Source organism: Dokdonia sp. PRO95, from assembly GCF_000355805.1.
In the GTDB taxonomy this organism is placed as follows: Bacteria; Bacteroidota; Bacteroidia; order Flavobacteriales; family Flavobacteriaceae; genus Dokdonia.
The window spans coordinates 3104797-3125683 of record NZ_CM001837.1 but is presented as its reverse complement, the minus strand read 5'-3'; the positions used below and the strand labels follow the sequence as shown (position 1 = coordinate 3125683).

The window sequence follows — 20887 nt, the reverse complement described above, 5'->3', positions numbered from 1 at the left end:
ATTTGTTCAAAATATCAAAAAGGTGTACTTTTGCACCTGTTTTCAAAACAAGTTTATGAGAGATTTATTTGATAAAATTTACAAGGATAAGGGGCCATTAGGTAAATGGGCTTCAGTGGCAGAGGGATACTTTGTTTTTCCTAAACTAGAAGGACCTATTTCTAACAGAATGAAGTTCCAAGGGAAAGAAGTAATTACATGGAGTGTAAATGATTATTTAGGTCTTGCAAACCGTCCGGAAGTACGTGAGGTAGATGCGCAAGCAGCAGCAGACTATGGTGCGGCTTACCCTATGGGTGCTCGTATGATGTCTGGTCACACTGCGCTACATGAGCAATTACAAAACGAATGTGCCGAGTTTGTACAAAAAGAAGCGGCATATCTTTTAAATTTTGGTTACCAAGGTATCATGTCTACTATTGATGCATTAGTAGGTAAAGATGACATTATCGTATATGACGTAGATACTCACGCTTGTATTATAGATGGTGTTCGTTTACACATGGGTAAACGTTTTACTTACAAGCATAACGATATGGCAAGTATCGAAAAAAACCTTGAGCGAGCTACAAAAATGGCAGAGCAAACTGGAGGAGGAATCCTTGTGATTTCTGAAGGTGTTTTTGGAATGCGTGGTGAGCAAGGAAAACTAAAAGAGATAGTTGCCCTTAAGAAAAAATTTAACTTCCGTTTATTAGTTGACGATGCTCATGGTTTTGGAACTTTAGGAGCAACGGGAGCAGGGGCAGGAGAAGAGCAAGGAGTACAAGATGATATAGATGTATATTTTGCAACATTTGCAAAGTCTATGGCATCTACAGGAGCTTTTATAGCTGGAGATCAAGAAATAATAGATTACTTAAAATATAATTTACGCTCACAAATGTTTGCAAAGTCATTGCAAATGCAACTTGTGGTCGGAGCACTTAAGCGTCTTGACATGTTACGCTCTATGCCAGAACTTCGCGAGAAGTTATGGGAGAATGTTAATGCACTTCAAGGAGGTCTTAAAGAAAGAGGTTTTGATATAGGAACAACGCAATCTTGTGTAACACCTGTATATCTTAAAGGGAGTGTGCCAGAAGCAATGGCGCTTGTAAAAGACTTACGCGAGAACCACGGTGTGTTTTGTTCTATTGTAGTATATCCAGTGATTCCTAAAGGGCTTATTCTACTTAGAATGATACCTACAGCTTCACATACACTTACAGATGTAGAAGAGACGCTCAATGCTTTTGAGGCAATACGAGAACGATTAGATAATGGAACATATAAGAGACTTTCTGCTAAGGTAGCAGAAGCTTTTGGAGCATAAAGTTCTAATAAATAATAAAAAAATAAGCCGTTACTTTTTGAGTAACGGCTTATTTTTTTTAAAACTATTTTAAATTTATTCTTGACTATCAGTAGATGAAGCCATGTGCAATTGGTTATCAAATTGTAATGTTCTAATAGGGAATGGAATATTTATATCATTTGCATCAAAGGCTTTCTTTATCGCTAGCATTCCTTTGTGCTTGGCAGTTAGTTTTTGTTTGCCATTTACACAGTCTACCCAAAATCTACATACAAAGTCAATTGAGCTTCCTCCAAAGGCTGTATAAAAGAATTCTACCTCCTCCTTATCACCTTCTTGAGGGAATTTACTTGAGATGGTATCCTTAGTAAGTTTTTCTACCATTTCTAGGTCAGACTCGTAACCTACACCACATTCTATGATAATGCGCATGCGATCTGTAACCGAATAATTTTTCATCGGATTATCAGTAATTGTTTTGTTAGGTATCACCACAATATTATTATCTGGCTCTCTAATACTAAAGTTGTTGAGCTTAATATCTTCTATAAAACCTACATATCCACTAGTTTCTACCCAGTCTCCTATATTTACTCTTTTTCTAAATGATAAAATAATACCCGCGATTCCATTTGCAAGAGCACCTTGCAATGCTAGACCTATAACAAGCCCAGAAACTCCTGCACCAGCAATTAAGGTATTCAATGTTTTATCTAAGTTTAATACGCCTAAGGCAAGAAATATACCTACAAGTACTACAAATACAGCGAGGGCTCTACCTATAAGTTTAGTGATAGACTGTTGCGGTACATATCGTTTTACAATTTTTTGGGAGTACTTATTTACAAATCTCGATACGAAGTAAGCAATAAGTAATACTAAAAGAGCAACGCCTAAATTCGGTAAGTTTCTTATAAATGCTTCTACCCATCCCCACAATTTAGTCGATAGGTTATTTAATGATTCGGTAATCTTATCCATGTCTTTTTTTTGTTGGATTTCAATTTACCTCTGCTTCTTGCCTTGCACAAGGGCTTTAACCATCATTAACGCGTGTACTAAGATATTTTGAGTAAATATTAAGAAGTTCAATGGGAATTGTCACGCTTTCGCGAAAGCGTGAAAAAACATTAATCCTCCGCTTAAGGATTTTGTGAAGCTCTAGCCGAAAGAATTCCATCGCCTATTATCTCCTGAATGTTTTGCTTGTCTTCTGTACTCATTTTAGGATTTGCAACATCAATATTTACCATAGGAAATGCTATGTTGTAGTACATTGCAAAATGATCTGACCCAAAATATGCGAGTCGTTTCATGTTTGTTACATGCAGATCCTTTGAGTAAAATAAATGGTCTAGGGGAAACCTGAGCAACCAGTAATTTGCATGAAAGGATGGATAGAGACCACGACCTACGCGCGGATCTAGATATCCTGTGATTTTACTAAAAAGTCTCGAAGTCTTAGACCACACCACATCATTGAGATCACCGCAAACGACGGTTGCATCTTTAGATTCTCTACATTGCTTACCTACCAGCATCAACTCTGCATCACGTTCTTTTGAAGTTTCGTTTTCTGATGGACTAGGAGGAGCAGGATGTATTGCTATAAGATTAAATGGCTGGTCTGCATAGGTTATCTCGCAGTGTATCGATGGAATGTCCTTTTCTACAAGATATTTAATCTCTGAAGATTGAAACGGAATTTTTGAATACACATGCATTCCATAAAAGTTATCTAATGTTGCTTTTACGGTGTGAGTATACTCTGGAAAAGCTTGAGATATTTCTTCATCCCACTTTTGATCAGACTCCATGGTGATAAATATATGAGGATTGCTCTCCTTTATGATAGTTATAAATTTATCGTAGTTCGTGTTAGTCTGCAATACATTTGCGGTAACGAGTGTGAGCTGTTCTTTATGGAACTCTGCCTTAGGCTTGCGTCTGTGATAAAAAGGTGTGTAAGGTCTTATGAGCCATAATTGAAATAAAAGTACCGCTATCATCACAGCGATAAATACTATTTGTGTCACAGTGAAGACCTCCCAGGATATAAATGCAACTCCCAATAAAAGTAGCTGAATAACTACTGTTTGAATTCTCACAAAATCAAAAAAGCGTATGCTCCAGTGTGTCGCCGGAAGCAAGGGGAGTAGTGGCCCTATGATAAATATTGAGAATAGTAGTAGTAACATTATAGTAAAAATAGAAAAGCATCGCGATAGGAGCGATGCTTTTTAGAATTGTTTGTGAAGAATAAACCTAAATTTCTCCTAAGAGCTCTTTCATTTTTGCTCCTAGTGCAGGGCCTCTTAGATCTTTTGCTATAATAACGCCATTTTCATCTAGTAAAAATGTCGCAGGTATTGCTCGTACTCCATAACTTCTAGGTATAGGATCTTGCCAAAACTGTAAGTTTGATACGTGATACCAGTCCATTTTATCTTTTTCTATGGCTTGTAGCCATCTTTCTTTTTGGTCTGGCCTATCAAGAGATACACTTATAATATTAAGGCCTTTATCATGATATTGATTATACACATTTACAACATTAGGATTTTCCATACGGCAAGGACGACACCATGAAGCCCAAAAGTCAATGATGGTATATTTACCTAAAGTTTCAGAAAGTGATAGGTCTTTACCTTCTGGAGTTTTTGCGGTAAACTCAGGAGCTTTATTCCCTATGCTAGCGAGACTGCTTGCGATACGTTGTGATTTGAGTTGAGCGATATAATTTTCTACACTTTCTCCCACAGTAGAGTTTTGAATATCCTCAGAAAGACTATTGTAATATGCTTCGGACTCTTCAATTTTCAAGACTTTCTCATTTATTAAGTCAGATAGTGCAATTACGGAGACCATTTTGTCAGTATTTTTCTCAACTACTGCTTTTTTATCGGTAATAAATTGCGTGTCCATGGCTGCTATTTGGTCACGGATAATGTTTACCTTAATTCCATCTGTTTCTCTCTGTGCCTTTTGCATCTCTTGAATGAGCTGTTGTCTCTTTTTGTTAGTCTGCATAGCAGTCTTACGGTAATTATTAAACAACTCATTTTCTATACTACCTGTGACTAAAGAGCTAGATAAGCTATCTTTGTACAGAGTTAGAGTAAGTGGTTGCTCATCTTTTACTAGCAAAAGTTGGCTAGTAGCTGTAGCTTCACTTAGTATTAATAATCCAGTGCCTTCTGTTATAGCTTTTGTAAAAGTGAATTTACCAGCATTTACAATGGCAGTGTCTAAAGGAATACGTTTATTATTAGGCCCTAATTCCTCTAAGATAAGTGACGTACCATCAGCCATACCAGCAGCGGTACCTTTTATAGGAGTACTATTATTATCTCCACAGGAGAATAAAGAGAATAAAATTACAAGAATTAGTAATTGTTTCATGAGATCATATTTTTATAATAACAAAAATAAGGTTTACAGTTATTAATAAAGAAGAGAAGAGGAGTTTTGAAGACCCAATTTATGAAAACCGGAGTACATTTTAGAGATCAAGAGTTCCCGCTAGAATTGCATTTTAGTGTAGGTAAATTATTGAGTCATTATAAAAATAATCTCGCCTCAAATAATTTAAGATTACAAAGGCGTGCAAAAGAAATAATGGAAATTGTCTCTGAGTATCCAGAATTAGAATCAGGAATAAAAAATCTTGATAGCCTGAGCACTTATAAAAATCAAATAGATGATCTTTTTAGTGATTTATTTCCAAGCGCACTGCAACAAAATGAGATAAAAATTGCCTCTATGCCTTTTCAAGAGGCTGTATTACAATCTACAGAGAGGTATGATAATATACTTCTCAATGCCGGCGATAATTTTATTCCAGAGATTAAAAATTTTAATGATGACCACTATTATCTCATGGGATGTAGTATTATTCTCATGCAGTACTATGGTTTTAAAATAGACTTTAGGCGTCCTTTTTATTATGAAATTCCTGATGGTCTAGGAATGACACGTTTCTATAGGATGCTCTATAATGGAGATTACATTGATATAGAGCGTAAGGAGGGAACACCTAAAATAACTGAAGAAGAAGTAAACATACTCCTAGATAATTTTGATAATATAGAATTGTGGAAAGAAAAATTTCCTCCCCACAGTTATATTTTTAAAGGATTTGTGGTGGCAAATTTATATGACGCAACCACCGAAGTTTCTATTTCAGATTTTAAGTCGGGATTACTTCGTTATGAAGATGAGGATATAAACTTTACACACGATTTCCATAGAATTTTTCAAGCGATATTTGGTCTTCCAGAATTACAAATAGGTTTCTCAAATTATAATAAGGAAGATGAGGCTTTTGAGCTTGTGCCATTTAAAGACATAAGTAGTTACCTGTTGTACGGAGATACCGAGGCTTCATGTAATACCATACTCTGTAAAGGATCTTATGAAGCCGTATTTAATACAGGAGATTACTTTGCTGTTTCAGATATTGAAAAACATCACAAAAGCGACAAGAGCATAAAGATGTATCAAAATCTTTATGACCAAGGTATAAAAAGTGTTATTCTAGCCCCTATACGTCACAAAGGAGTTTTACTTGGTATTCTAGAGCTGGCCTCTCCTAATAAAGGTGCTCTTAATAGTATAAATGCAAATAAACTTGCAGACATTATGCCGTATCTTATTGATGCGGTTTTACGTAACAAAGAGCAACAAGAAAATGAAATAGATCTAATTATTCAAAATGAATGTACATCTATTCATAAAAGTGTGTATTGGAAGTTTGAAAAAGAAGCAAAACGTTACTTAAGGTTACAGATAGAAGGAGATAGTAACGTGCAATATAGAGATGTTGTTTTTAAGGATGTTTATCCATTATTTGGTCAAATTGATATTAAAGGATCTTCTGAGTCTCGTAATGCGGCTACTCAAAAAGATATATTATTACAGTTACATAATGCCATTGCGATATTAGAAGCTGCTAAGACTAATGAAAGTCTACCTATTTATGAGCAACTTATTTTCAATCTTAATATATTTTTAGAGAAAACAAAAGAGAAATTAGAGGTAGATAGTGAGCGTAAGATTTTAAATTTCTTGAGTGAGAATATCCGACCATTATTTACGCATTTACTTAAGAAAAGTGACGAGCTTAATGAGCTAATTACTGCATACAGAAGCCAGATAGAAGATAGCCTAGGTCTTGTATATCGTCATCGTAAATTTTATGATGAATCTGTAATGTTATTAAATAAACGTCTAGCTTCTGTATTACAACGCAAGCAGAAAGAGGCGCAAATGATGTACCCTCACTTTTTTGAGCTTTTTAAGACAGATGGGGTAGAGCACAATATGTATGTAGGTGAGTCTATTACAAAGCATAATAGTTTCAATAAGATTTATCTCTACAACTTAAGGTTGTGGCAGCTACAAGTCATGTGTGAGATGGAAAACGAGCATTTCTCGCTTGCGCAAAAAATGGATCATCCACTTGAGGTAGCCTCTATGATTCTCGTGTTTAATACATCATTATCTGTACGTTACCGTATGGATGAAAAAAGATTTGATGTAGATGGAACTTATAATGCTCGTTATGAAGTTGTAAAGAAACGTGTGGATAAGGCTTTTATAAAAGGTACTACAGAACGTATAACACAAGCTGGAAAAATCACTATAGTCTACTCACAAGAAGCAGATGAGCAAGAGTATCTTAGATATATAAACTTCTTACAATTAAAGAATCACTTAGGTAATGAAGTAGAAATCCTTGAGTTAGAAGACTTACAAGCGGTTACAGGCTTAAAAGCTATACGTGTGAATGTATTGTATAAAAAAGTAATAGGTAAAGAGGCAAAAGAGTTTTATACCTATGAAGATCTCATAGAGGAAATAAAAAATTAAGATAACACATAAAAAAAACGGGTTCTGCAAAGAACCCGTTTTACTTTTTATAGTAGTGTTGATATTACATTAGTGAGGCCTTCTACATCCTCCATGACTTCAACAGCTTGATCTCTGTATGCAAAGAACACGGCAAAAGTAAGTACAGATATAACAATGCCTACCATAAATATATTATAGGTAATTCTCAATAGTTTATACTTTCTGTCGAGTACGACTCCAAGAAAATATAAATCTTTAGTAAGAGCAGAATATATATACTCTTTATCTTGAAGCATTTCTCCTATCGCCCATTCGTAATCTTCTAGTTTCATTTTATGAAAATTACCAAAAAAGAGTAGGTTCACCTTTTTCAACTTTACATCTTCTCTGTCAAACTCGCCCCTAGTGACATTAGGTCGAGTAGCAATTATAGACATAATCATTGATATCATGGCAAAAAGTACAAACACAGCCGTTGGGTAAATAAGGTGAGCATTGCTAGGAGACTCTAGTTTTGGGATTAGGTTTGCTAGAGCGAGAGAAATCACAATTGCATTTACAGAAAGAAGGATGTTTGCCTTAGTATCTGCAATATCACTTAATTTAATATGGTTGCGCAGCGCTATGCGATACATAGACTGTATGCCTTTTTCAGGGCTAGCATCTTTAAGTTGGACTTTTAGTTTCTCCTTTTTGCGTGCTTTTTTAGCCTTCTTTCTTGCTTTTGTAAGGTCTTTTAAGTTACTATCTTTTTTAGGTTTCCAGTTTTCTTGTGCATAATGCGTGTAGTAGCGATGCTTGACAGTAAACATCTCAATATTTGCCTTATTCCACTCTTCGGCGGTAAATTCTTTAATGCCTTTAATTTTTAATTCTTGACGCAAATATTCGCTTGCTTCAGGAAAATAATTCTTGGCAAAATGTGATGCATCTGCATCTCTCAATACTTTCTCTAGGTACGTTTGAGGTTCTACACGCATATCTGTAGCGAGAATCACCTTTTTGACTTCTTCAATGATGGAAGTCTCAACTCCTTGTTCTTTTAAGAACGTTTCAGCCATTTGAGCACTACGCGCTTCATGATTTTCGGTTCCATCTACATATCCTATGTCATGTAGTAGTGCGCTAAGCTGTAAGATGAGCTTTTCTTCATCTTTAAGACTTTCTTCACTATTATCAATTATTTCTTGGGTACTTTTAAGTACTCGTTTGGTATGGACATAGTTATGATATATACATGTCTTAGGTAGTTCATTATCAAATAGTTCAGAAATAAATCTATCTGTCTTTTCTAGTAGTTCAGTCATAGTTACTATAAGCCTGTTAGACCTCTAATGTACATTAAAAACAAGGACATGAACAAATATTACCGTTTTCTTAACTTCTCAGTAGCCATTTTGCTTAGTAGTTGTGCGACTTATTCTCCTAAATATGCAGATGAGTCAAGCGAGCCTTCTCGTTTTGATAATAGTTCGCTTTCGCGAAAGCGTATACATAAAACCTTCTACCTCATAGGCGATGCAGGAGGAGATAAAGATGGTGGTAGCACCTATGCTCTTGACGCATTTAAGAAAGTGATAGACACGGCACAGACAGAGAATGACTATGCAATCTTTTTAGGTGACAATATTTATGATGCGGGACTTCCATCAAAAAAACACCCAGAAAGAGCCGAAGCTGAGCGCAGATTAAACATACAAGTAGCAGCAGTCGAAAACTTCAAGGGGAAAACGATGTTTATCCCAGGAAATCATGATTGGTATGCAGATGGCGTAGAAGGTGTAAAGCGCCAAGAGAAGTATATAGAAGACGCGCTAGATGATAAGGAGGCATTTCAACCTGAAAATGGGTGTCCTATTGAAATGAAAAGCTTAAGTGAATCTGTAGAGTTAATGATTATAGACACACAGTGGTATCTAGAAGACTGGGACAAGCATCCTACAATTAATGATAATTGTGACATTAGGAATAGAACTGATTTATTTTTAGAAATAGAAAATGAGTTCAAAAAGAATAACGAAAAGACTATTCTTGTAGTAATGCACCACCCGATGTATACAAATGGGATACATGGTGGAAAGTATGGTATAAGAAAGCAATTGTATCCTACACAGAGTAATTTACCACTACCTGTTCTTGCGTCTCTTGTTACCCAAGTAAGATCACAGGGTGGAGTGTCAATTCAAGATCGCTATAACAAGCAATATAATGAGTTAATGCAGCGCATCTCTGTACTTGCGAGAGATACAGATAAAGTGATTTTTGCATCAGGACATGAGCATAGTATCCAGTATATAGAGCATGATGGTATAAAGCAAATCGTGAGCGGAGCAGGAGCAAAGAACAGTGCCGCAGCTTTAGGAGACGATGGTTTGTTTTCTTACGGAGGTCAGGGATTTGCTATTCTGGACGTATATGAAGATGAGTCTTCATCTGTAAGATTTTATGCGGCAAATCAAGGAGAACCTACTTTATTATATACAAAAGAGGTTTTTGCTCCTCGTAAGGAAGTAAACTTAGATTCGCTACCAGATATATATCCAGAGACTGTGATGGCTACAGTGTATGCACAGAATAATACAGATGTGTCAGATGTACATGAGTCACTATGGGGAGATCATTATAGAGCTGTTTACGGAACTCCAGTAACCGCTAAAGTTGCTACGCTAGACACACTCATGGGCGGCTTTACAGTAGATCGTAAGGGTGGAGGTCACCAGACGAGATCTTTACGACTTAAAGATAAAGATGGGAGAGCTTATAATTTAAGAGCAGTGAGAAAGAGCGCAGTGCAGTTCCTACAAAGTGTTGCTTTTAAAGAGGTTTTTGTTCAAGAAGAATTCAGAGATACATTTACAGAAGATTTAATTTTAGATTTCTATACTTCTGCACATCCATATGCTTCCCTTGCGGTGGCAGAGCTATCTGATGCAGTGGGTATTTATCACACAAACCCTAGCTTAATTTATGTGCCCAAACATGATGCACTAGGTAAGTACAATGCAGAGTACGGGAATGAACTATACATTATAGAAGAACGCCCAGACGAAGATTTTCTAGATGTTCCTTCTTTTGGAAACCCTGATAGTATTGATAGTACAGATGATCTTTATGAAAACTTACGTAAGGATGAGAAGTATCAAGTAGATGAAGACTCCTATTTACGAGCACGTATTTTTGATATGCTTATAGGTGACTGGGATCGTCACGCAGACCAGTGGAGATGGGCACGTTTTGATAGTGATGGAAAAAAAATATACAAGCCTATTCCAAGAGATAGAGATCAGGTTTTTTCAAAATTTGATGGTGCTATTTTAGGATTACTCAAAACATTAATTCCAGCGTCTAGACAGTTTCAAAATTATGATGGAGATCTAGAAAATGTAAAGTGGATTAACGAGGCAGGTATAATAATGGTTGGTGGGGTGCTCACCAAGAATTCTGTAAAGAAGGATTGGATAGCACAAGCTCAATATATACAAGATAATCTCAGTGATGAAGATATCGCGAGAGCATTTACAAAATTGCCTCTTGAAGTTCAAGATGTAGGTGTAGATGAGATTGAGAAAAGCCTTAAAGAACGTAGAGGTAACATTGTTGACATCGCAGGTGAATATTATGATTATCTGGCTTCGCTAGTAGTACTTACAGGAACAGATAAGGATGATCATTTTGAAATTACTCGTAATGATAAGGAGACTAGAGTCCAGATATCAAGAATTAAAGATGGAGAAGTTCAAACTCCTTTTGTAGATCGTGTTATAAACTCTGATGAGACTGGCGAGATATGGATTTACGGTCTTGATGATGATGATAGCTTTAAGGTAAGTGGAGAAGGAAAGTCGCCTATAAGAATGAAAATTGTAGGAGGACAAAACAACGATATCTACGAGATAAAAGACGGTCGTCGCCTCAAGGTTTATGAGCACAAAACATTGCCTAATACGATAAAAGAAAAAGGAGGCGCAAGTTTTAAAATGTCAAATATTTATTCATTTAACACCTATGATCCCTTAAAGAAAAAGAGTTATGCAAATAATATTTTACCAGCTATAGGTTTTAATCCTGATGATGGTTTTCTGATAGGAATAAATGATGTGTTTACTACTAACGGTTTTAAGAATGATCCTTTTAGTAGTAGGCATACGCTAAATGGAACTTATTCATTTGCTACGGAGTCCCTAAGTTTAAAATATGAAGGGAATTTTGCAAACGCTTTTGGGCAGTGGAACTTGATAGTAGGAGGTAAGTTTACAAACGAAGCTTTTTCTCGTAACTTCTTTGGTTTTGGTAACGAGACTGTAAATAATGATGATGATTTAGGGTTAGACTTCAATAGAGTTCGTAATGGGGAAGTAGGCGCACATATAGGAGTAGAAAGTGACAACACCTTTGGAAGTAGATTGCGATTTGTATTTAATTATGAGCGTATTGAAATTGAACCTACAGGTGGCCGAGTGATAGATGATGCTAGCTTATTTGCACCAGATCGCAGTAATTTCTTTGGAGGGCAATCTTTTATAGGCGTAGAAGGAGCTTATACCTATGTAAGTGCAGATAACCAGGCTAACCCCACAAGAGGAATGGATTTTGCAACAATAATAGGAGCAAAGCGCAATATAAGCGATGGTAGTAGAATGTATGCTTATGTAAATCCTAAATTAGGGTTTTATAATGCCTTGTCTAAAAACAGAAAGTTAGTCCTTAAAACACTTGTGCAAGCTCAAGTGCGCATAGGTGATGACTATGAGTTCTACCAAGCCGCATCTTTAGGTGCAAATTCTGGTTTGAGAGGATATAGATTTAATAGATTTACAGGAGAATCAGCACTAGCTGGTTCGGCAGATTTGAGATATAGTTTCAATAGATTTTCTACAGGATTGATTCCTATCCAGATAGGTGTTTTTGGCGGAGGAGATGTAGGTCGTGTTTGGCTTGATGGAGAAGATAGTGAGAAGTGGCACAATAACTTTGGTGGAGGTTTCTGGTTAAATATGGTAGATACTGTATCTGGCCAACTAGGAGCGTTTGCTGGTGAAGATGGTATGAGAATCGATTTTAGATTCGGTGTAAGATTGTAATAATCCTTTATAGAAAGACTTTAAAATCTCGCATTAATGCATAAAAAAAGCTCCCTATTTGGGAGCTTTTTTTGTGTACTATTTTTGAATTTGTGTAGGTTGTAAAAGACTAAGACTTGATTCTTTTTTAGGGGGTAAATTTCCTTTTTCACGCTTTCGCGAAAGCGTAACTCTAAAACTAGTATTTAATTATAATCCTAATGATATGCCGAAGCCTAATCTTCCACCTTCTGGACCGTCAAAGTAGCTTATATTTCCTTTAAGAGCACTAGCGGTAGAAAGATTAACACCACCACCATAACTATAATGTAGTGTGTTGCTTTCCATGAGTTCGCTCCAGACTCTTCCAGTATCATAACCTGCATACATATCTATTCTCAATGGAAAAAATGCTGTTTTAATGGGTTTCAATTGGAAAGCCAGATCTGCTGAAGCTGCAAGCGCTTGTTTGCCTATAAAACGATCTTGCCTATAAGATCTCAACCCTGTATTTGCTCCTAACGAAGCTGCTTTATAGAATGGTATATCATTTCCAAAGCGCAACTGTCCCGCTATACTAGTTTTAAGTACAAGATCACGAGATCTATCTATTGCATTCCAAAGCGTAAGACGAGGATCTAGCACTCCTACAGTATTAGTACAGGTTACTTCATCAAGAAAACTTCCTCTTATAGCCACATCCATCCCGCGAGTAGGGAATCGCTCATCATCGATACTATGATAATTATAGAGCCCTGTTATTACAAAATAACGAGCATCTACTATGCTAGTATTATTTTGAGGTCCCACGTTTATATCTTCATAAGATATGTCAATCTCAGAAGTGGTACCGTATTCTCCATTGTAATACAATCCTATACCACCTGTGAGGTACTGCATATTAATGCGGTTTGCGTCAAAAGAGTTGGTGGTGTTGTATAGTGAACTATTACCTTCTCCGAAAAAGTTTTCTGTAAAATTTGCAGTAGTTGCTCGTCCAAAAACTTTGAAATTCCAGTCATGAAAAAGGTGTGCTTTGTGCCATGATAAGTTAACATCACCAGCTTGTGTAAGGGAAATATAGCGAGCATCTAGCTCAAATTTTGTAGTAAAAGGATTTCTTTCAAATCCTAAAGTAGCTTTTCCAAATTGTATTCTTGGAGAGAAACCTTCATCTGGATTATAGACCGCCTCAAGACCAAAGCTTCCTCCTTTTTTAGGTGTTCTCTCTGCATCGTAAATGCGGTTTTCATAAATGTCATCTATGTGCCTTGTCGCATTCCCTTTATCTACAATCTTATTATTAGTAGATTTTTGATCGTATATGGTAACATTATTTCCACCAATAATTTCATAAGTATCATTATCTAATCCTCCAGATAGCACAATGTTAATCGCACTTTTATGTTCACCTTGCACATCAAATACATCTTTGTCATCAAGTCCATAAATCCAGATATCTTTAGTATCAACAGGATTAAAAGTACGATCAAATAATACGTTTCCTTTTTCACCATCTTTAATTCTATAGCCCGTTACACGTACCTCACCATTAGCAAGATTCTGGATATCAAAATGGTCGTCTTTATCGGTTCCCTTGAGCACTTGAAACTCTAGAAAGTGCTTGTAGTACCTCTGTACAATGTCCTCTAGGTTGTCTTTACGTGAGAGAAGATCAGTTTGAATACCTTTCCATATCTCATCTTGAATTTCAATTGGAGCCTCACTAAAAGCCTTTTTTACCACTTCAGGTGTGATATTTTGCTGGATATACTTCATCTCTTCTATCCACACAGACTTATCTGAATGCATCACTAAGGCCCGGTCGAGATTAATAGCGCTCTGGCTAAATTGTTCTATGTATGGAATATCTGGGCCGTAATTACCAAACTGTCTCAAACCACTCATCACTTTTTGCATTGAGGTAAGAAATGAACCATCAAACTTTGCAAACACTTGATCGCGATCTCTAGGGACAGCAGTGTATATGGTAGTTCCTTCTTTCTCATCTACTTGACTTTGTGCCCAGCGCCATTGATCCTCATGTCTATCCCAATCACCTATGAGCATATCAAAAATGCGAGCTCTTATATAAGTTCTTTCATCAAGTTGATTTTGATCATCTTCGCGTAGTTCTTTAAAAAGATCCTGAGTGCTTTCTACTTCCTTACTAAACCTAAACATATGTGAATTATCAAAATCGCCATCAGGTTTTTCGACAATCATGTATAATTGATTTCCATGTGTTTTATTAAAGTTGCCTAGAAGTTTTTGCTTAGGCACATAAAATAATTTAGGATGCGTATGTGGTAATTTTATAGCGCCTGCTAGTCTAGGGATAGCAAAAGCGCCATAGGGATGTGCAGCGGTGTAAAAATCTTTAATGATACTCGCCGGCACAGTTCCTTTAAAATAACTCTCTCCATCAAGATCATTATATCCAGCAGATTTAAGAAAGGCGATTGGGTCTTTTGCAATAGCTCGCATGTTATACTCTTTATCGTCTTTTGTTACTAGTCGCAAACCGTTAGTCTGGTTTCCACCACCTGCTCTTTCTACAGTAAGTCCTCCGTACAGGGTATCGAGTAGTACAACGGGTGCTTCTACATCAACTCCGTATACATATCGATAATGTTTACCCCAAAATTTTTCATACTTCTCAGATTTCTTTACAGCCTCTGCAGGATACACAGATGCCTTCACTGTTTTAGGAAATACTGTAGTAAGAGAATCAAGGTTATAAGGTTCTGGTTGCCCACCAGGAAACAGCCTAGGAACACCTCTCTGGCTAAAGGCTTCTTTAAACGCACCGTCTTGCAAAGTAAAGAAGTGAACAGATGATGAGTTGTCTTCATAAATTCTTACTTCTGTATATCCAGGCTTTGTTGAGGTAAACAGTCCTCTCTTACTCAAACGGGCAGGTTTTACACTACTTCCCGTTCCCGTAATTACTTGTTTTATAGCCCCGTGATCTATATACTGCAAAGAGCGTTCATGACCAGAAACTATAATTACCTTAGGAACATCAAACGCAGCTAGTTCTATGGTAGACATTAACTCGTTCATAAGAGGATTATATCGGTCTTGCTTAGAAAGGCCTCCTTGTGATCTTAAAAATGACCACGAGGCTCCTGCAAGTGGTATAAATGCATTTTCAGAAGTAGGTTTATATACAACAGTAGACGGGATTTCTCCCCCATAAATACCATTTGAGTATAAAGGATGATGCATAGCGATAAGCACTGTTTTGTGACGAGCTTTACGCATTTCACTAGCGAGCAAGGTATTATATTGTACTCTTGTCTTTAACTCACACTTATCATTAATTCCGTCCGTTTTACTCCAATCCTCAATATACCATTGTGAGTTTATGAGTATAAGCTCTATTTCGTCATTCACGCTTATTACCTCCAGCGGACAACCATTTTTAGGCAGAAAGTGATCTTCTTCCTTATAAAAGTCTTCAATGTACGTCTCAATATCTTCAAGACCTTTTACACCTCTCTCGTTCCATTCTTGCTCTCCAGTGAGAAATAATGAAGTTCCTTTGAATGATGTAGATAACGATAATTGTGCATCTAGTTGAGATGAAACCTGGCTATCCTCTAGATTGCTATTATGTAGATTATCTCCTAGAAATAGGAGATAGTCATCTTCTTTTGATAATGTGGCAAACTCTTTTTCTAATGAGACGATTAATTGGCTATTTGGACCTTTCAAGGCTGCACCAGCATTGGCTATAGAAAATATGCTCGTGTATTCTCTAGAATTGGAGTCAAAAAAAGTACTATTATCTTTATCTCTATAATTATCGCGATGTACAGCACACGCTATAAATAGCAGAGATACAATAGATAAGCCAAACATTTTATTAAAGAAGAGTAGTCTTTTATTCACAAGAAATATTTTTTTCAATGTACATCTCTTTTCTCCTAAATAGTTGCCATAGTACTATTAAAGTATGTTAATAAAAAAAGGGTCTTGCTTATATAAGCAAGACCCTTTCAATGATTGTGATGTATTGAAATTTATATGCGAATGAAATCCTTATTGAGATTGGTATCTGCAATCATATCTCTTGTAAAGCTTAGATGTCCTTTGGTTGTTATGATTCTAAAACGATAATCTTTCATTCTAGTTAGGGTATCTAGAAGTAACCACTTTGACTTTAATAATTTTGGTTTGGAACTTTTTAAACTCACTTCAAAAAAGTATTTGATACCACGTTTTTCGGCTACGATATCTGGAGTGAGAGAATTCCCCGTTTCCTGTCTTTTAAACGAAATAGGAGTCTCATAACCTTCGGCATCAGCCTTGATATTTTCGAATCCCTTGTTTTCTAGATATTCGATTGTTTCTGTTAAAAATGTGTTGTTTTTGTTGTCTGTCTTATCTGAGTATATCATAATCAGTAAGATAGGAGATAAAATAGTAGTTTAGTATTAAGCTCGGGTTAAAATAATTTCGATTAATGTTAAAGCTAGTATTGAGAATAGGTACGCTTTCGCGAAAGCGTAACACCAAACATTTTACATCATCGAGAAATTAAAACGTTATTGATAAGACATACCTACATAAGCTACCCAGTGCGTGCTATCTGCCTGTGCGGTATGCCCCATGTGTAAATCGTCAACCTTAATATGAGTATTGTGTATGCTAGATCGCCAGTCTATAAACGTACCAGTAAGGTGCGGAAGTTTTCCATCTTTATTAGACGCTCCCGTAAGTTGCTCAATGCGATTTGCAAGCAGTAAGCCGAAAGGAGTGGAGTATCTACCACACCAAGTCCATTTATAAGCCTTATAATCGTCAGCCATAATGGTTATATCATTGAACTTTTTAATCCTCTTTGTGGTGAGTTCTCCCTGTAGCGTCTCCTTTACAATATCAAGATCCTTCTGCCTAGCCTGAGCTGTCCCTGTACTGTCTGTGCCAAAGGGAGCGAGATTACCGCTTCCCCAGCCCTCAGAACCGTAATGTATAGCATCATTAGAAATTACGACAGCAATATCTTTACCATATATTAGATTCTCTTCCTTCATTAGCGCAGCAATACCACTTCCTATATCATCAGAAAATAACTGCATGTTTTGGAATGTGTTGTAAGGAACGAGCATAGGTATGATTTCTAGAGAAGGGTTTTTGCGTTTTAAAAAAGGGGTTATAGCTTCTAGAGAATGTTCTAACTGCATCATAGAATCATGCACGACGTATGTTTCTTTTTTGAGTTTAGTGAGGAGTTTATCTCTAAGGTTACTTACAGGAATAATGCCATCGGGAGATTGCCAACTATCATAACTCCCAAAAATGATACGATCTTGTAAGTCAAAATTTCTTGCTCTGTGAGCTACGCCCACAAGGATAATTGTTTTGGCTTTTATTCCAGAGAGGGTTTTGTAATATAATCCTCCAGCATATCCATAATCATCATGTGGGCATATTACAGCTTTGTAGGTTTCAGAATTTGGTAGTTTATCTGCGTCATCCATTCTACTGATTATACTATCCATTTGCCATGAATATTGAGCAAAACCGATAGTATCCTCTTGATGCCTTATATGATTTTGATGTAGTGCAGCCTTTACTTGAGGAGTTTTATCGCAAGCAACGACACAAATACAGCATACAAATAGTAATATAATAAAGCGCATATACAGTGAGTTAGACTATAAATATAGATAAACTTTAATCACTAGAAATTGTAGGCATTTCCATATTAAGAAGATGCTGTTCTTTTAATTGGGATTGTGCTCTCTCGAGAATTTCCTTGGATGGTTTTTCGGCTTTTTGTTCTTTTGCTTTCTCTGGTTCAAAAGTAAGTTCTGTGTACATCGGGAAATGATCAGACTTGATGTCTTTTGTGCGGTTTAGTGTCTTTACACGAAACTCTTCAGAAACAAATAGATGATCAAGTGGCCAGCGCATAAGCACATTTTGTGCATTAAATGTGTTGTAAAAGCCACGGCCTATTCGAGGATCAAGTAATGTACTTGTCTTTCTAAATAATGAGGTTGTCTCAGACCAAGCAACATCATTAAAATCGCCCATGACAATCACGGGCATTTCTCTTTTGTATACACGAAGTGCCGTAGTCATCATCTCTGTATCTCTGTCTGAGCTCATAGGATTATGCTGTGGCATAGGTGGAGTAGGGTGGATGGCAAATAATTGAAATTGATTACCGCTCTCCAAGGTAACAATCGCCTCCATAGAAGGAATTTCCTTGTCTACAAGATGATTAATTTTGTTCTGAGACATAGGTAAGCGTGAGTATAGCAACATCCCATAGGTGTTATCTAGTGGCTCAAGCATAAAATAAGGGTGTGATGAAGACAAGGTTTTATGTACAGCATTTTTCCATTGCACATCTGTCTCCATGAGTAATACAATATCTGGATTTTTTTGGGCTACTTGGTCGAGTAGGAGTTGGTACTCCCTATTCTTCTGTAAAACATTTGCTGTATATATGTTTAATGTATTTGCCGTGTCTGTTATCGTGCTTTCATTTGCCTCGTAAGATGATAAAGGTGTGTAGGCATGAATTTTACTAAATTGATATACAAAACAGCTTATAAGAATAAAAACAAACAGATAATCATTATAATATTTGATGTCAAATTTTATAAAGTAAGTGATAATCGCAATAAGCGTTAATCCTGTAAGCTGTGCATGTGGAAAATCAAAAATGCGTATCCACCAGTAATCTACGGCAATAAGAGGTAACAATGTTAAAATGACAGCAATGATGCCAAAACCTTGCAAGAAGTTTTTGAGAGTGAAATTCATTTTATTGGATTGGTTGGTTACGTAAAATTATCCTTAAAAATGCTTAACTCTCTTAAAGCCATATTAAATGGGAAAGATTTAAGATTTTAGAACGTCAGATACCGCTAGGCTGTCGATTAATAAAATCGCCAATCTTACAGTGTTCTATATGTATCCTTATCTCAATACTACAGCAGTTCCCATTGAAGAGATTCCCAACTTAAGACCTTCATTTATGACCTCTACATCCATTGTAACTCCTACAATCGCGTGAGCTCCCATTTCTTTAGCTTTGGCTTCCAGTTTCTTGAGTACTTCTTGTTTAGCAGCATCTATTCCTTCCTCACTTCGCTCATAAATCTTGTCACTATTAAGTGAATCTCGAAAACTAAGCCCTTTAGTATCGTAAATCTTTGCATAGATGAAGTCTGTAATCACACCTAAGTACTGTGTGATCTCTCTGCCTTGTATACTGTTTGTAGTTGTTATAATCATTTATATAAGTTTGTATGTAAGTAGCTTTTAAGATGGTTTTGTTACGCTTTCGCGAAAGCGTAATGTAAAACAATAACTGAGGCCTCTACTTAAAACTGCATAGGCACCTCGATAAGTAATATTTTGGAATCAGATTGTGCAGTGATTTCTAGCTCGGCAATGTCATAAACTCCTATGGCATCACGTCTGTCTAGTAGTTCGCCAGCGGCGTGGGCGCTACCTTCAAGTACAAAAACAAAAAGGCCGTTCCCTTTTTTATGTAATTTGTGTACAAGCGTTTGCTCTTGTGTAAACTCACCCATATGAAACCAAGCGTCTTGGTAAATCCATACGCCCTCATCATCTTGATTTGGTGATAGTATTTGTACAAATTCATTTTTGAGGTGATGTTCATTTATTTTAATCTGATCATATCGAGGCGAGACTGGACGCTGGTTAGGCATAATCCAGATTTGTAAAAACTGTACCTCGCGATCACTATTTTTATTATACTCACTGTGATCTATTCCAGTCCCAGCACTCATCACTTGGATGTCACCTTGCTGTATCACCGTCTGATTACCCATACTATCCTTATGCTCTAGATCACCAGAAAGCGGGATAGATATAATCTCCATATTGAGATGCCTGTGCATATCAAAACCTCTACCAGCCGCTACGGTGTCATCATTGAGCACACGCATCGCTCCAAAGTTCATACGGTTGGGGTTATGATAGCTTGCAAAGCTAAAGGTGTGAAAACTCTGTAACCAGCCGTGGTTTGCGTTTCCTCGAGTGTTTGCTTTATATAGAATCGTTTGCATAGGTGATAAATTAGGGATTAAGTAGCTCTATTTTTGGTTATAAAGTTACGATATGTGTACTTGTATTTAAATGTCTTTGTTACGCTTTCGCGAAAGCGTAAACCTCATACTACTCTACGTAGGCTATATTTTTAATAGTGAGTTTCTTCTCCTCATTACCTAGCTGAAATGTAGTTGTTTCATCCACCTTTTTGCCAATAAGTGCCCTAGCAATAGGAGCGGTGAAGGCAATTTTCTTGTCTTTTACATTAGCCTCATCTACGCCCACAATCTGGATAGTAATAGGCTTAGGCATACCAGCGATAGTATAGGTGACTGTGGCGCCAAAACGTATTTCTCCCTCATCCTTAATATGATCAAGTAGTCTTGCGCTCTGTATGCGTTCCAGAAGTAAATTGCGCTTACCATTAAGTACGGCAAGTGCGCGCCTACGCTCGCGCTCATCTGTCTCATCTAGGGTGGAGATTTTATTATCTAGCGTACTAAGCTCTTCCTTAAGCTGCGTTAATCCGTGTTTAGTGACGTAATTTGTTACACCATCTGGTAGTGCTGCCCTAGGCGGAATTATAGGAGTTTCTTCTTGGTCATCTTCTTTTACAAATCCTCTGCTCATC

Annotated in this window: 14 protein-coding genes; 3 read left to right on the top strand and 11 right to left on the bottom strand. The window is 36.8% G+C overall.

The genetic code is table 11. From position 1 onward, the window contains the following. Window positions 1-55: 55 nt before the first annotated feature. Window positions 56-1315, top strand: a complete 1260-nt coding sequence (locus D017_RS14050) for an aminotransferase class I/II-fold pyridoxal phosphate-dependent enzyme (RefSeq protein WP_035337372.1) — start codon at window positions 56-58, stop codon at window positions 1313-1315. A 75-nt stretch (window positions 1316-1390) separates the two neighbouring features. Here D017_RS14050 and D017_RS14045 read toward each other — a convergent pair whose 3' ends face one another. The 3 genes from D017_RS14045 to D017_RS14035 all read right to left on the bottom strand — a co-directional run bounded on the left by D017_RS14045 (window position 1391) and on the right by D017_RS14035 (window position 4699). Beyond that, complete coding sequence (locus D017_RS14045) at window positions 1391-2278, bottom strand: mechanosensitive ion channel family protein (protein ID WP_035337370.1); 888 nt, start codon at window positions 2276-2278, stop codon at window positions 1391-1393. A gap of 161 nt (window positions 2279-2439) precedes the next feature. Further along, window positions 2440-3495 carry an endonuclease/exonuclease/phosphatase family protein gene (locus D017_RS14040; protein ID WP_035337365.1) on the bottom strand — a complete coding sequence of 352 codons (1056 nt, stop codon included), beginning with the start codon at window positions 3493-3495 and terminating at the stop codon, window positions 2440-2442. Between the two features lie 67 nt (window positions 3496-3562). Beyond that, window positions 3563-4699, bottom strand: a complete 1137-nt coding sequence (locus D017_RS14035; protein WP_035337364.1) for a TlpA disulfide reductase family protein — start codon at window positions 4697-4699, stop codon at window positions 3563-3565. 81 nt (window positions 4700-4780) lie between these two features. Between D017_RS14035 and D017_RS14030 the strand changes: the two genes are divergently transcribed. Beyond that, on the top strand, window positions 4781-7168 hold the full coding sequence (locus tag D017_RS14030; protein WP_035337362.1) for a GAF domain-containing protein: 2388 nt from the start codon (window positions 4781-4783) through the stop codon (window positions 7166-7168). Window positions 7169-7215: 47 nt separating this feature from the next. Here the strand turns inward: D017_RS14030 and D017_RS14025 are convergent, their stop codons facing one another. Continuing rightward, on the bottom strand, window positions 7216-8457 hold the full coding sequence (locus D017_RS14025) for a Pycsar system effector family protein (protein ID WP_035337361.1): 1242 nt from the start codon (window positions 8455-8457) through the stop codon (window positions 7216-7218). A gap of 48 nt (window positions 8458-8505) precedes the next feature. Between D017_RS14025 and D017_RS14020 the strand changes: the two genes are divergently transcribed. Further along, window positions 8506-12231, top strand: a complete 3726-nt coding sequence (locus D017_RS14020; protein ID WP_035337359.1) for a metallophosphoesterase — start codon at window positions 8506-8508, stop codon at window positions 12229-12231. 189 nt (window positions 12232-12420) lie between these two features. On the opposite strand, the gene D017_RS14015 is transcribed toward D017_RS14020, so the two are convergent. From D017_RS14015 to D017_RS13985, 7 genes are all read right to left on the bottom strand, one after another. Beyond that, on the bottom strand, window positions 12421-16107 hold the full coding sequence (locus D017_RS14015; RefSeq protein ID WP_081804698.1) for a hypothetical protein: 3687 nt from the start codon (window positions 16105-16107) through the stop codon (window positions 12421-12423). A 131-nt stretch (window positions 16108-16238) separates the two neighbouring features. Continuing rightward, a complete protein-coding gene (locus D017_RS14010) occupies window positions 16239-16616 on the bottom strand; it encodes a hypothetical protein (protein WP_035337358.1) in 378 nt (125 codons plus the stop codon). Window positions 16617-16763: 147 nt separating this feature from the next. Beyond that, window positions 16764-17861: an AmmeMemoRadiSam system protein B gene (gene amrB, locus D017_RS14005; RefSeq protein ID WP_035337356.1), complete on the bottom strand. Its 1098-nt coding sequence runs from the start codon at window positions 17859-17861 to the stop codon at window positions 16764-16766. Between the two features lie 34 nt (window positions 17862-17895). Beyond that, window positions 17896-18996, bottom strand: coding sequence for an endonuclease/exonuclease/phosphatase family protein (locus tag D017_RS14000; protein WP_035337355.1), 1101 nt, complete (start codon window positions 18994-18996; stop codon window positions 17896-17898). Window positions 18997-19152: 156 nt separating this feature from the next. Then, on the bottom strand, window positions 19153-19470 hold the full coding sequence (locus D017_RS13995; protein WP_035337353.1) for a heavy metal-binding domain-containing protein: 318 nt from the start codon (window positions 19468-19470) through the stop codon (window positions 19153-19155). Window positions 19471-19559: 89 nt separating this feature from the next. Continuing rightward, complete coding sequence (locus D017_RS13990; protein WP_035337351.1) at window positions 19560-20273, bottom strand: pirin family protein; 714 nt, start codon at window positions 20271-20273, stop codon at window positions 19560-19562. A gap of 109 nt (window positions 20274-20382) precedes the next feature. Continuing rightward, window positions 20383-20886 carry a GreA/GreB family elongation factor gene (locus tag D017_RS13985; RefSeq protein WP_035337349.1) on the bottom strand — a complete coding sequence of 168 codons (504 nt, stop codon included), beginning with the start codon at window positions 20884-20886 and terminating at the stop codon, window positions 20383-20385. Window position 20887 lies beyond the last annotated feature (1 nt).

Coding starts and splice junctions, on each gene's coding strand:
- D017_RS14025 (WP_035337361.1), bottom strand. CDS start 8,457: ATGACTGAACTACTAGAAAAGACAGATAGATTTATTTCTGAACTATTT.
- D017_RS14045 (WP_035337370.1), bottom strand. CDS start 2,278: ATGGATAAGATTACCGAATCATTAAATAACCTATCGACTAAATTGTGG.
- amrB (WP_035337356.1), bottom strand. CDS start 17,861: ATGCGCTTTATTATATTACTATTTGTATGCTGTATTTGTGTCGTTGCT.
- D017_RS14040 (WP_035337365.1), bottom strand. CDS start 3,495: ATGTTACTACTACTATTCTCAATATTTATCATAGGGCCACTACTCCCC.
- D017_RS13985 (WP_035337349.1), bottom strand. CDS start 20,886: ATGAGCAGAGGATTTGTAAAAGAAGATGACCAAGAAGAAACTCCTATA.
- D017_RS13995 (WP_035337353.1), bottom strand. CDS start 19,470: ATGATTATAACAACTACAAACAGTATACAAGGCAGAGAGATCACACAG.
- D017_RS14010 (WP_035337358.1), bottom strand. CDS start 16,616: ATGATATACTCAGATAAGACAGACAACAAAAACAACACATTTTTAACA.
- D017_RS14020 (WP_035337359.1), top strand. CDS start 8,506: ATGAACAAATATTACCGTTTTCTTAACTTCTCAGTAGCCATTTTGCTT.
- D017_RS14000 (WP_035337355.1), bottom strand. CDS start 18,996: ATGAATTTCACTCTCAAAAACTTCTTGCAAGGTTTTGGCATCATTGCT.
- D017_RS14035 (WP_035337364.1), bottom strand. CDS start 4,699: ATGAAACAATTACTAATTCTTGTAATTTTATTCTCTTTATTCTCCTGT.
- D017_RS14030 (WP_035337362.1), top strand. CDS start 4,781: ATGAAAACCGGAGTACATTTTAGAGATCAAGAGTTCCCGCTAGAATTG.
- D017_RS14050 (WP_035337372.1), top strand. CDS start 56: ATGAGAGATTTATTTGATAAAATTTACAAGGATAAGGGGCCATTAGGT.
- D017_RS13990 (WP_035337351.1), bottom strand. CDS start 20,273: ATGCAAACGATTCTATATAAAGCAAACACTCGAGGAAACGCAAACCAC.